The 13,209-nt window shown below is 67.9% G+C and carries 10 protein-coding genes; 8 read left to right on the forward strand and 2 right to left on the reverse strand.

The genetic code is table 11. The annotated features are described in order from the left end of the window. Positions 1–48: 48 nt before the first annotated feature. Positions 49–339: a hypothetical protein gene (locus B446_RS24060; protein ID WP_020942034.1), complete on the reverse strand. Its 291-nt coding sequence runs from the start codon at positions 337–339 to the stop codon at positions 49–51. Between the two features lie 313 nt (positions 340–652). On the opposite strand from B446_RS24060, the gene B446_RS24065 reads away from it, so the two are divergent. The 8 genes from B446_RS24065 to B446_RS24100 all read left to right on the forward strand — a co-directional run bounded on the left by B446_RS24065 (position 653) and on the right by B446_RS24100 (position 12,318). After that, the gene (locus B446_RS24065; protein ID WP_020942035.1) at positions 653–2,812 is read left to right on the forward strand and encodes an ABC transporter family substrate-binding protein; all 2,160 of its coding nucleotides are present in this window, start codon (positions 653–655) and stop codon (positions 2,810–2,812) included. A gap of 144 nt (positions 2,813–2,956) precedes the next feature. Beyond that, positions 2,957–4,873 carry a translational GTPase TypA gene (gene typA, locus B446_RS24070; RefSeq protein WP_043476361.1) on the forward strand — a complete coding sequence of 639 codons (1,917 nt, stop codon included), beginning with the start codon at positions 2,957–2,959 and terminating at the stop codon, positions 4,871–4,873. Between the two features lie 566 nt (positions 4,874–5,439). Further along, positions 5,440–6,471, forward strand: coding sequence for an ABC transporter permease (locus B446_RS24075; RefSeq protein ID WP_043476363.1), 1,032 nt, complete (start codon positions 5,440–5,442; stop codon positions 6,469–6,471). A gap of 121 nt (positions 6,472–6,592) precedes the next feature. Then, positions 6,593–8,401, forward strand: coding sequence for an ABC transporter substrate-binding protein (locus B446_RS24080; protein WP_043479015.1), 1,809 nt, complete (start codon positions 6,593–6,595; stop codon positions 8,399–8,401). Positions 8,402–8,492: 91 nt separating this feature from the next. Then, a complete protein-coding gene (locus tag B446_RS24085) occupies positions 8,493–9,473 on the forward strand; it encodes an ABC transporter permease (protein WP_020942039.1) in 981 nt (326 codons plus the stop codon). Between the two features lie 10 nt (positions 9,474–9,483). Further along, entirely contained in the window at positions 9,484–10,548 is a 1,065-nt protein-coding gene (locus B446_RS24090; RefSeq protein WP_043476365.1) for an ABC transporter ATP-binding protein, read from the forward strand. Between the two features lie 20 nt (positions 10,549–10,568). Continuing rightward, the gene (locus tag B446_RS24095; RefSeq protein WP_020942041.1) at positions 10,569–11,705 is read left to right on the forward strand and encodes an ABC transporter ATP-binding protein; all 1,137 of its coding nucleotides are present in this window, start codon (positions 10,569–10,571) and stop codon (positions 11,703–11,705) included. A 112-nt stretch (positions 11,706–11,817) separates the two neighbouring features. Continuing rightward, on the forward strand, positions 11,818–12,318 hold the full coding sequence (locus B446_RS24100) for a hypothetical protein (RefSeq protein WP_020942042.1): 501 nt from the start codon (positions 11,818–11,820) through the stop codon (positions 12,316–12,318). Here B446_RS24100 and B446_RS24105 read toward each other — a convergent pair. After that, complete coding sequence (locus B446_RS24105; protein ID WP_043479018.1) at positions 12,315–13,055, reverse strand: class I SAM-dependent methyltransferase; 741 nt, start codon at positions 13,053–13,055, stop codon at positions 12,315–12,317. The two genes, B446_RS24100 and B446_RS24105, sit on opposite strands and share 4 nt — an antisense overlap. Between the last annotated feature and the right edge of the window lie 154 nt (positions 13,056–13,209).

Genomic DNA, 13,209 nt, shown 5'->3' on the forward strand with positions numbered 1-13,209 from the left:
CAGCACTCCGGTCGGCTCAGGGATGGGGGGTGCGGGCCGGTCGCGGCTTCAGGGCGCGTGCCGGTCGCGGGCGCCCAGCCCCTCGTCGTCCGAGTCCGTCCACAGGGTGATGTCGTACGGCGTGTCGGAGATGGTGACGAGGTCGGGCCGGTGCGGGGCGGCCGGGGTGCTGGCGGCTTCCCGCAGCAGGCCCAGGCTCTCGCGCAGATGGTCGGCGTCCATACGGACCCGGCGCATCTCCAGGCCCCCGCCGCCGACCTGCTTCTCCAGCCGTCCGAGCGACCGGTACAGGTCGTCGAGGCAGCGCTGGACGGACGTCAGTTCGTCGTGCACGGACATGACTTGCCCTCACTTCCACGGGTCCTGCGGGCCCTGGGCGGCAACGTTCAGGCGCCTTGGAGTGTTGCGCCTCACACCTGGTGCTGTGAAGAGATGTGCACCGATTGGCCGAGGCGTACGGATGCACATTCGGTGTGTTGCGCCGCACGGGTGGGCTTACCGTCCGTCGTCGCCGTGTCGCCCGCTGTTGCCGGATCCTTTCCTCTTCAGTGGGCGTATAGATCTGATCAGCTCCATATACCGCCAAAAGTGATCAGCTCCACATACCGCCCCATGTGAGCATAAAGCCCGCGGCTTCCCGGAGGTAGCAGAGATGTCCCACGACGGCGTCGGCCTGCGCGCGGTGCTGCGCTCGGCCGCCTTCCTCACCGCGGGCGCCCTCGCGGTGCCCCTGCTCGCCGGCTGCGGCTCCGACGAGAAGCCCAGCCGTCCGCTGGCCGCGCAGGACATCGCCCTGGTCGCCCGCGACAAGGTCGCCGAGGGCGGCACGCTGAAGTGGGCCGTGGACGCCGTACCGGAGACCCTGAACACCTTCCAGGCCGACGCCGACGCGGGCACCACCCGCGTCGCCCAGGCCGTGCTGCCCTCGATGTTCCGGCTGGACGCCGCCGGCCGCCCGGTGGCCAACCCCGCCTACCTGGAATCCGCCAAGGTCATCGAGACCGAGCCGCGGCAGGTCGTGCTGTACAAGCTGAACCAGCAGGCGGTCTGGAGCGACGGGCGGGAGATCGGCGCCGCCGACTTCGTCGCCCAGTGGCGCGCGCTGTCCGGAAAGAACAGCGCCTTCTGGACCGCCCGCAACGCCGGCTACGACCGCATCGCCAAGATCGAGCGCGGCGCCAGCGACCTCCAGGTCCGGGTCACCTTCTCGCGCCCCTACGCCGACTGGAAGTCGCTGTTCTCCCCGCTGTACCCCAAGGACGTCATGGGCACCCCGGACGCCTTCAACGACGGCGCCCGGCGCAAGCTGACCGTCACCGCGGGCCCCTTCAAGGTCGAGAAGGTCGACACCGCCAAGAAGGACGTCGTCCTCACCCGCAACCCGCGCTGGTGGGGCAAGCCCGCCAAGCTGAACGAGATCGTGCTGCACGCCGTCGACCGCGACAAGCGGGCCGCCGCGCTCGCCGACGGCAGCGCGGACCTCGCCGACGTCGACCCGGCCGAGGCCGACCGGATCGTCCTCGCCTCCCGCGGGCAGGGCACCGGCACCCCGCTGCAGGGCTCCGGGAAGACCTCGGCGAAGAAGCTGCGCTCCTGGGCGCTGGCCCACGGCTTCGACTCCGACGAGGTCATGGTTGGGCAGAAGAAGCTGCGCAAGGCGATCACCCGGTACCTGAAGCAGCAGGACGAACTGCGCGCCTTCGCCGTCCGCAAGTCGCTGGAGCCCGCCTACACCCAGCTCGCCCTCAACGGCGCCGGTGGTCCCCTCGCCGACCAGCGGGTCCGCCAGGCCGTCGCCCGCGCGCTCGACCGCCGGGAGCTGGCCAAGCTCGTGCTGACCCCGCTCGGCCTGCCCGCCGACCCGGTCGGCAGCCACCTCGCGCTGTCCGGGCAGGACGCCTACACCGACAGCAGCGGCGTGCTCGGCAGCCAGGACACCGAGGAGGCCCAGGCCCTGCTCGCGGACGCCGGCTGGGTTGCCGGGGGACCGGTGAAGGAGCCGAAGAAGGGCGAGAAGGCGGCCGGCGCCGAGAACGACCGCGGCGACCAGGAGAAGAAGTCCGACGGCGGCAAGGAGGGCGAGTACATCGTCGGCGAGGACGACAAGGGCACCCGCCACGAGACGGGCGACGAGGGCGGCAAGCACCTCGCCCAGGACGGCCGGCAGTACACCGGCAACGGCGGCGCGCCGGGCGCCTACGCCCCGCAGGGCACCGCGGCCCCGGCGGGCGCCGTCGCCGGCCCGCTAGCCAAGGACGGCAAGGCGCTCGCCCTGCGCTTCGTGCTGCCCTCCGGCCCCGGCTCGGACACCCTGAACACCGTCGCGCTGCGGATCTCGGCGATGCTGGAGAAGGTCGGCATCCGCACGACGATCACCAAGGTCTCGGACGAGAGCTACTTCAAGGACCACATCGCCTCCGGCGACTACGACCTCGCCCTCTACTCCTGGCCCTCCTCCGCCTTCCCGGCGACCGACGCCCGGCCCATCTACGCCAAGCCCGTCGCGGCCGCCGACGGCTCGGTGAACGTCGAGCAGAACTTCACCCGGGTCGGCACCGACCAGGTCGACCAGCTGTTCGACGAGGCCGCGGCGGCGCTGGACCAGGACGAGGAGCGCGACCTCATCCGCAAGGCGGACTCCCGCATCTGGGCCATGGCCGGCTCCATCCCCCTCTACCAGCGGCCCCAGCTCGTCGGCGTCCGGAAATCCCTGGTCAACGCGGGCGCGTTCGGATTCCAGACGCCCGTCTACGAGGACATGGGCTTCCTGAAGAAGGGCGTCACGGCCGGGGCGAGCCCGGCCGGACACTGAGGGCCGCGAGGCCCCGAGGAGGCCGACCCCCTCGGGGCCACGTACCATGGGGTGAGGCCGTGGCGTGTCAAGCCCGGCAGGCCCGCGTCACACGGACGTACGCAGCAGCAGGGCCTTCTCACCACTCTGGGAGTTCGCCGCACTATGGCTGTGACTGCTACACGTCACGACATCCGCAACGTCGCCATCGTCGCCCACGTCGACCACGGCAAGACGACCATCGTCGACGGCATGCTGAAGCAGGCCGGCGCCTTCGCCGCCCACCAGCTCGACTCGGTCGACGACCGCATGATGGACTCGAACGACCTGGAGCGTGAGAAGGGCATCACGATCCTCGCCAAGAACACGGCGGTCAAGTACCACCCGAAGGACGGCGGCGAGCCGATCACGATCAACATCATCGACACCCCCGGCCACGCCGACTTCGGTGGCGAGGTCGAGCGCGGTCTGTCGATGGTCGACGGTGTCGTCCTCCTGGTCGACGCGTCCGAGGGTCCGCTCCCGCAGACCCGCTTCGTGCTGCGCAAGGCCCTCCAGCAGCGCCTGCCCGTCATCCTGTGCATCAACAAGACGGACCGCCCGGACTCCCGGATCGACGAGGTCGTCAACGAGACCTACGACCTCTTCCTCGACCTGGACGCGGACGAGGACCAGATCGAGTTCCCGATCGTCTACGCCTGCGGCCGTGACGGCGTCGCCTCGCTGACCAAGCCGGCCGACGGCACGGTCCCGGCCGACAGCGACAGCCTGGAGCCGTTCTTCTCCACCATCCTGGAGCACATCCCGGCCCCGACCTACGACGAGGAGGCCCCGCTCCAGGCCCACGTCACCAACCTGGACGCCGACAACTTCCTCGGCCGCATCGCGCTGCTCCGCGTCGAGCAGGGCGAGCTGCGCAAGGGCCAGACGGTCGCCTGGATCAAGCGCGACGGGTCGATCAGCAACGTCCGCATCACCGAGCTGATGATGACCGAGGCGCTCACCCGCAAGCCGGCCGAGAAGGCCGGCCCCGGTGACATCTGCGCCGTCGCCGGTATCCCGGACATCATGATCGGCGAGACCCTGGCCGACACCGAGAACCCGATCGCCCTCCCGCTGATCACGGTCGACGAGCCCGCGATCTCCATGGTCATCGGCACCAACACCTCCCCGCTGGTCGGCCGCGGCGGCACCGGCAAGGGCGCGGACGCCAAGGCGGTGGTGAAGGACCGCAAGGTCACCGCCCGCCAGGTGAAGGACCGCCTGGAGCGCGAGCTGATCGGTAACGTCTCGCTGCGCGTGCTGGACACCGAGCGCCCCGACGCCTGGGAGGTCCAGGGCCGTGGTGAGCTCGCGCTCGCCATCCTGGTCGAGCAGATGCGCCGTGAGGGCTTCGAGCTGACCATCGGCAAGCCCCAGGTCGTCACCAAGCAGGTCGACGGCAAGACCTACGAGCCCGTCGAGCGCATGACGATCGACGTGCCCGAGGAGCACATGGGTGCCGTCACCCAGCTCATGGGCGTCCGCAAGGGCCGTATGGACAACATGTCCAACCACGGCTCGGGCTGGGTCCGCATGGAGTTCGTCGTGCCCTCCCGCGGCCTCATCGGCTTCCGTACCGAGTTCCTGACGCAGACCCGCGGCACGGGTATCGGCCACTCCATCCACGAGGGCTTCGAGCCGTGGTTCGGCACCCTGCAGACCCGCAACAACGGCTCGCTGGTCGCCGACCGCTCCGGTGCCGTCACCGCGTTCGCGATGACGAACCTCCAGGAGCGTGGCGTGCTGTTCACCGAGCCGGGCACCGAGGTCTACGAGGGCATGATCGTCGGTGAGAACTCGCGCGCCGACGACATGGACGTGAACATCACCAAGGAGAAGAAGCTCACGAACATGCGGTCGTCCTCGGCCGACTCGTTCGAGGCGATCGTGCCGCCGCGCAAGCTGTCGCTGGAGCAGTCGCTGGAGTTCTGCCGCGACGACGAGTGCGTGGAGGTCACCCCGGAGGCCGTCCGCATCCGCAAGGTGAACCTGGACGCCCGCGAGCGCGCCCGCGCCGCGAGCCGCGCCAAGCACGGCTGATCCGCGCGGCCGAGGTCCGCAACACCTCATCCCAGTCCGGGCGTTCCCTCCATCGCGGGGGACGCCCGGACTTTTTTGCAACCTGTTTTTCAGCGGCCGGTGTCCGTAGTGCGGAGACCGCGGACCGATACCTATGTAACACGTCCGTTTCGTGGCCTTCTCCGCCGAACAGTTTGTCCATTTTTTGGAAGATCTAGCCGCCAGCTGTGACTGAATTGAGATTTACAGACAGTGGTCGCGACCTTGCCCATGGCAGATAGTTAGCCGCGTAGCGCTCGGGTCAACGGGTCTCGCGCTGTGGGGACAGCGCCGACTCACGAGCATGCGGGGGTGCCTGACCCTCCGTCAGGGGTGTCGGAGGAAAGGCGGGAACCCCCTCCTGCCGGTGAACATGTGAAGTCATGAGGAGGAACCCCATGTGCGGTGTCACGCGCGTCAGGTGGATGGGCCCCCCGCTTCCAGCGGTGTGATTCGGCCATAGGACTACGCGCGTCAGCCTGCGGCTCGGCGTGCGTGTTCGGAGTACCCGAATCTCTCTCACACCGACACTGTGAAACGGACGAACTGTGACAAGTCCTATCGACATGGAGAGTGGCGGGACATCGGTCGTCGACGGCACTTCGCAGCCGACGGCGAAAGAGGAACCCGTCAAACTCGAAGGCCGGTCCCCCGGCCAGCTCATGTGGACGCGCTTCAAGCGCGATCGCACGGGCGTCATATCGGCCTACGTCGTGGGCTTCTTCTTCCTGGCCGCGCTGCTCGCCCCGCTGATCTCGAAGCTCTACGGCAAGGACCCGTACACGGTCTACGCCGACGAGCGTCCCGAACTCTTCGACAGCGCGGGTGTACCCGTGCAGCCCAACGGCGGCATCAGCAGCGAGTTCTGGTTCGGCCTCGAACCGGGCAACGGCTACGACGTCTTCACCAAACTGATCTACGGCATCCGCACCTCACTGATGATCTCGGTCGCCGTCACGCTCGCCGTCGTCGTGACCGGCATCCTGCTCGGCGTCGCGGCCGGCTATCTCGGAGGCAGGGCCGACTTCCTCATAGGCCGGTTCATCGACTTCCTGCTCGCCTTCCCGGCCCAGTTGTTCTTCATCGCGAGCATGCCGGTCGTCGTGTCCCTGTTCGTCAGCCCGCGCGACGAGACGCCGACGTACGTCCGTGTGGTGGCCCTCATCCTCGTCCAGTGGTTCCTCGGCTGGATGAGTCTCGCCCGCATCCTGCGCGGCACCTCCCTGGCCCTGCGTGAACGGGAGTTCATCGAGGCGGCGAGGGTGAGCGGGGCCTCGCCGTGGCGGATCATCCGCAGGGAGATCCTGCCCAACGTCGTCACGCCCCTGCTCGTCCAGTCGACGTACATGCTGCCCAATTTCGTGACGGCCGAGGCCGGTCTGTCCTACCTGGGCGTGGGCATCGTCGAACCGACGCCGGACTGGGGCCAGATGTTCGCCAAGGCGTCCACCGAACTGGTGATGCAGAACGACATCACCTACATGTTCTTCCCCGGCATCTCGATGATCATCTTCATCGTGGCCTTCAACCTGCTCGGGGACTCGGTCAGGGACGCCTTCGATCCCAAGACGGCCCGCTGACCGGCCACTTCACCACACCGCACGGCAACTCCACGGCACCTCGACGCACTTCCAGCAGTCGTTTTGCACTGGTGACACACAGAACGCACCGGTGACACACAGATGGGTGGGTATCTTCGTGATGAGTAGGGGCGGACGCCACGCATACGGCGCACTCTCCGTGCTCGCGGCCGGGGCTCTTGTGCTCACCGGTTGCAGCAAGGGCGGCAGCGACAGCGGAGGCAACGACAAGCAGGACCGGCAGAACGCCAAGCGCCAGCAGGCCTCCATCAAGTTCGGCGACGCGTCGGACTCGACGGGGCCGGCGGCCGACGTGCCCGGCGCGAAGGCCGGCGGGACGATGGAAGTCCTCCAGCGCGACAGCTACGCCCACTTCGACCCGGCCCAGATCTACGTCTCCGACGAGATGTCCCTGGGCCAGCTGATCCACCGGGGCCTCACCGGCTACAAGTCCACCAGCGACGACGGCAGCAAGCACGAGGTGGTCGGCGACCTCGCCACCGACTCCGGCACCACGACCGACGGCGGCAAGACCTGGAAGTACACGCTCAAGGACGGCATCAAGTTCCAGGACGGGACTCCGATCACGTCCAAGGACGTCAGGCACTCCGTCGAGCGGCTCTTCGCGCCCTTCATCAACCAGGGGCCCACCTACCTGCAGCAGTGGCTCGCCGACACCCCGGGTACCGCCTACCGCAAGCTCCTCAAGGACGGTCCGTACAAGGGCAAGCACCTGCCCAACTCCGTGCTGGAGACCCCGGACGACAAGACGATCGTGTTCCACTTCAAGAACCCGCACCCCGATCTGCCGTACGCGCTGGCGATGGTGGGCTACGCGGTCGTCTCGGACAAGGGCGACACCAAGCAGAAGTACGACCGGGCCCCGCTCGCGACCGGACCGTACAAGATCCAGTCGTTCAAGTCGGGCAAGTCGATGGTGCTCGTGAAGAACACCGACTGGGACCCGAAGACGGACCCGATCCGCCACCAGTACGTGGACCGGTTCAACTTCACGTTCAACCAGCAGTTCGAGACCTCCACCAAGGCGCTGCTGGCCGACAGCGGTGCCGACCAGGCCGGCCTCAGCCTCAACAACCAGGTCGACGCGGGCAACCTGTCCCAGGTGCTGCGCGACCCGAAGATGAAGTCGCGCACGGTCTCCGGCTACCAGCCGTACGTGGGCCAGATGAACATCAACATGAGCCACCCGGCCATGAAGGACAAGGCGGTCCGCGAGGCCATCGCCTACGCGCTGCCGGTCACCCCGTTCGTGCGCGCCTACGGAGGCACCGACGCGATGGAGGTCGCCGGTGGCCTGATCTCCCCGACCGTCTCGGGCTACGACCCCTCCTTCGACCCGTGGGGCAAGAAGAAGAAGCCCGCCGGTGACCCGGCCAAGGCCAAGGCGCTGCTGAAGCAGGCCGGCAAGCTCAACATGAAGCTGACCTTCGGCTACATCAACACGCCGGAGGGCCAGCAGTACTCCACCGCCATGGCCGCGGGCCTGAAGAAGGCCGGCTTCAACGTCCAGCGCCAGGAGATCCCGGCGGAGACCTTCTACGACCAGGTCTCCAAGCTGAACAACAACTACGACATCTTCCACACCGCGTGGGGTGCCGACTGGCCGTCCCCCTCGACCGTGATCCCGCCGCTGTACGACGGCCGCGTGATCGCCGACGGCGCGCAGAACTACTCGCAGATCAACGACCCGAAGATCAACAGCGAGATCGACCGGATCAACAAGATCACCGACCCGGTCAAGTCCGCCGCCGAGTGGGAGAAGCTCGACCAGTACATCGTGAAGGACAGCGTCAACGTCGTCCCGACCGCCTACTACAAGCAGACCCAGATCGCCGGCTCCAAGGTCGGTGGCCTCGTCTACGACGACGTGATCGGCGGCATCGACCCGCGTCGCCTCTACATCAAGTAACCGTCCCCGTCCGGTACCCGGCGCACTCCCCGATCCGCGGGGGAGCGCCGGGTACCCCCCGGACCGCCGACGTCAGAGAGCTGCCCCTGTCATGCTGCGCTTCCTCGTCCGCCGGACACTCGGTGCCGTCGTCATTCTCTTCCTGCTGAGTATCGTCACGTTCCTGCTGTTCTTCGGTGTGCCCCGGGACCCGGCGCTGCTGATGTGCGGCAAGACCTGCAATCCGGACAGCATCGCGAACATCCACCACGTGCTCGGCCTGGACAAGTCGATCGCCGAGCAGTACTGGATCTTCCTGCACAACGTCGTCCTGGGCAGCGACCAGTTCGCCCAGGGGCCCTGCCCCGCTCCCTGCTTCGGGTACTCGTACCACACCAACGAGCCGGTCTGGGGCACCCTGCTGGACCGCCTGCCCACCACCTTCTCGCTGACGCTCGGCGGTGCGGTCTGCTTCCTGATCGTGGGTCTCGGCACCGGTCTGCTCGCGGCCTGGCGGCGCGGCACGCTGATCGACAAGACGGCCACCGCCGGCGCCATGGTGCTCAGTTCGATGCAGATCTACTTCCTCGGCCCGCTGGCGCTCGCGGTCCTCGTCTACCAGACCCACTGGTTCGACAAGCCCGCCTACAACGACTTCAGCGGCGATCCGCTCACCTGGTTCACGGGCCTGATCATCCCGTGGGTCGTCCTGTCGACGATCTTCGCGGCGCAGTACACCCGTATGTCCCGCTCCTCGATGATCGAGCAGCTGCAGGAGGAGCACGTCCGTACCGCGCGCGCCAAGGGCATGTCCCGGCGGTACGTCTTCTTCCGCTACGCCTGGCGCGGTTCGCTGATCCCCATCGTCACCATCTTCGGCATCGACCTCGGATCCCTGCTGGGCGGCGCGATCATCACCGAGACCACCTTCAGTCTGCCGGGGCTCGGTCAGCTCGCGGTGCAGTCCGTCTTCTTCAGCGACCTGCCGCTGCTGCTCGGCGTGATGCTGTTCTCCGCGACCATGATCCTGCTGTTCAACATCATCGTCGACGCCGCCTACGCCTCCATCGACCCGCGCGTCCGGCTCGCCTAGGAGCACTGTCGTGACCACATTGACCAAACAGGCCGGAGCTCCGATCCCGGCGGGCACAGGTCCCCTGCTGTCGGTGCGCGACCTGCACGTCAGCTTCAGGACGGAAGACGGCGTCGTGCGGGCCGTGGACGGTCTCTCCTTCGACGTCGAACGCGGCAGGACGCTGGGCATCGTGGGGGAGTCCGGCTCGGGGAAGTCGGTGACGAACCTGACCATCCTGGGCCTGCACAACCCCATGTTCACCACGGTCGAGGGTGAGATCCTCCTGGACGGCCGGGAGCTCACCACCGCCCGCGAATCCGAGCTGGAGAAGGTGCGCGGCAACAAGGCCGCCATGATCTTCCAGGATCCGCTGACCGCGCTCTCTCCCTACTACACCGTCGGCCGGCAGATCGCCGAGCCGTACATGAAGCACAACGGCGCCTCCAAGAAGGCGGCCTGGGAGCGGGCGGTGGAGATGCTGGCGAAGGTCGGCATACCGAACCCCCGGGAACGGGCGAAGGACTATCCGCACCAGTTCTCCGGAGGCATGCGCCAGCGCGCGATGATCGCCATGGCGCTCGTGTGCGACCCGGACCTGCTGGTCGCGGACGAACCGACCACCGCGCTTGACGTCACCGTGCAGGCGCAGATCCTGGACCTTCTGAAGGACCTGCAACAGGAGTTCGGATCGGGCATCATCTTCATCACCCACGACCTGGGGGTGATCGCCGACATGGCCGACGACATCATGGTGATGTACGCGGGCGGTGCCGTGGAGCGGGGCACGGTCGACGAGGTGCTGCGCGCGCCCCAGCACCCCTACACCTGGGGCCTGCTGAACTCGATGCCGCGCCTGGATTCCGACCTAGGTGCCCCGCTGGCTCCCATTCCCGGAACCCCGCCCTCGCTGCTCACCCCGCCGTCCGGCTGCCGCTTCCATCCCCGCTGCACCTTCCAGGACCGGGTGGAGGGGGCGGGCCGCTGCGGCACCGAGCGCCCGCTTCTCGCATCCGGCCGGGCCTCGGCATGCCATCTCACCGCGGACCAGAAGCGGACCATCTTCACCGAAGAGATCAAGCCCCGGCTGGGCTAGGTCGGAGGAGGACACCCGTCATGACAGAGGAATCGGTCCTCCCGGCCCAGCGGGAGAAGGCAGGCGCGACGGACGGCGAGCCGTTGCTGGAGGTGTCGGGGCTGGCCAAGCACTTCCCGGTCAAGGGCGGCTTCCCGATCCGCCGCACGGTGGGGCATGTGCAGGCCGTCGACGGCATCGACCTGACCGTGCACGCGGGCGAGAGTTTCGGACTGGTCGGCGAGTCGGGCTGCGGCAAGTCGACGACCGGCCGGCTGATCACACGGCTGATGGAGCCGACCACCGGCACGATCTCCTACCGCGGCCGGGACATCAGCCACGCCACCCGCAAACAGCTGGCGCCGATCCGCTCCGAGATCCAGATGATCTTCCAGGACCCGTACTCGTCACTGAACCCCCGGCAGACGGTCGGCAAGATCATTTCGGGGCCGATGGAGATCAACGGCATCAACCCGACGGGCGGCCGCGAGAAGCGCGTGCGTGAGCTGCTGGAGATCGTCGGTCTCAACCCCGAGCACTACAACCGCTTCCCGCACGAGTTCTCCGGCGGTCAGCGCCAGCGCATCGGCGTGGCCCGTGCCCTCGCGCTGGAACCGAAGCTGATCGTCGCCGACGAACCCGTCTCCGCCCTGGACGTCTCGATCCAGGCCCAGGTGGTCAACCTGCTGCAGAAGGTGCAGCGGGAACTCGGCATCACGTTCCTCTTCATCGCCCACGACCTTGCCGTCGTGCGGCACTTCTCGCAGCGCGTGGCGGTCATGTACCTCGGCAAGATCATCGAGGTGGGTGACCGCGAGTCCATCTACGCGCGCCCGCGCCACCCCTACACGCACGCTCTGCTGTCCGCCGTACCCGAGGTGAACCTCGGCTCCGGCGACGCGGCCGGACGCGAGCGCATCCGCCTGGCCGGCGACGTGCCCTCGCCCATCTCCCCGCCCTCCGGCTGCCGGTTCCGCACCCGCTGCTGGAAGGCGCAGGACAAGTGCGCGGCCGAGGAGCCACCCCTGGTGCGGATCGCCGGCAACCACGCCGGGCACCTGACGGCGTGCCACTTCCCCGAGGAGCCCTCCACGGACGCGCGGGGTGAGGACATCGTGCTGGATCCGGCTCTGGCGGCGCTGGAGGAGGAGAGCGAGGACACTCCGAAGGACCACTGAAAGACCCCGGAAAGCCCACCCGTGCACGCTGAGGAGCCGCAGTCCGGGATCCGTGCTCTCGAGCCGGTCCCGGGCGCGGCATCAGAGGGAAATCGGGGAGGAGAAACCGGGAATGCAGACCAGGTTCAGAACGACCGCCAGCTTCTTGATGACGCTCATGCTGGCCGTGCTGGCCGCCGTCATCCCTACCTCGGCCGCACACGCCGAGGCGGGAGGCCGCTGGTACTTCGTCAACCAGTACAACCACCAGTGCCTCAAGGGCAACGGCGAGCACAAGAAGCTGACACTGGCGAAGTGCAAGAAGAAGGACGCCTACCAGTGGATCAACTACGGGAACTTCGGCTTCGTCAACTTCAGCCTCGACGTGTACCCCTACGGCGGCATCTGCATCAACGAGAAGGGGCGGGGCAAGACCCCGACGCTGGAGGGCTGCGACACCGGTAGCGGTGTCTCGGGATGGCGGATCAACGACGCCCGGAACAACCACAAGACCGGACTGGTCCACATCGCCTGCGGGTACCTCCAGGCCGTGAGCACGACCAAGACCGTGTGCACCAAGAGGCCGCACAACATCAAGAAGATGACCTGGATCGTGAAGTACTCCCTGCACTAGCAGGACCGTCGGGCCACGGTGACGATCTCCGGGCCGGCGGGAGCCAACGGACCCCGCTGCCAGTCCCCGTACTGCTCGACGACCGTCAGGCCGGCCTCCTCGAGGAAGCCACGCACCGTCTTCGCGTCCACGAAGCGGATGACGTGGTGGGTGACTCGGGGAGCCGGCCACGTCTCGCTCTCGTAGGTCTCGGTGAAGTGGACCCGCCCCCGGGACGGACCCTCGCGCACCTGGTGCCGGACACGCACCCGTGAGCCGTCGGCGGCGGTGATCTCCCGTACCCGGTCCGGTGTCCACTTCTCCCAGGCCCGGGCGGCCGGGTTGCGGGTCTCGAAGACGAAGCGGCCCCCGTCGGCGAGCGCCGCGTGGACCCCGCGCAGACAGACACGGATGTCCTCGTCGCCCACCAGCGCCTGGAACGCGTGCCCGGTCATGACGACCAGCTCGAACTCCCGCTGCCACAGCCGCGTCCGCATGTCGCCCAGCACCCACTCGACGTCCTGTGCCGCCCGCCGCGCCTGCACCAGCATGGCGGCGGCGGGGTCGAGCCCCATCAGCCGGCCCGTGTGCCCCTCCGCACGAGCCCGCCGCACCAACTGCCCCGTGCCACAGCCGACGTCGAGCACGGACCCCGCTTTCATCACCAGGTCCAGGTAGAAGTCGTCGGCGGGCCCCCACGGGTTGAGGCTGTCATAGAGGGCGGCGAGTGCGAGGTCACCGAACGCGTCGTCTGCCACCACGGCAGTCTGTCACACGCTGCTGAACGCCGAGTCAGGAACGATCTTTCCGCGCAGGCCGGCGCCGAAGGGGCCGAAAGGAAGCTGAAAGGTGAGGGAAATGTGGCGGCGGGAGGCTGGGGAACCGATCGCCCCGGCCGAGCGTACTGAGAGG

Source organism: Streptomyces collinus Tu 365, from assembly GCF_000444875.1.
Lineage (GTDB): Bacteria > Actinomycetota > Actinomycetes > Streptomycetales > Streptomycetaceae > Streptomyces > Streptomyces collinus_A.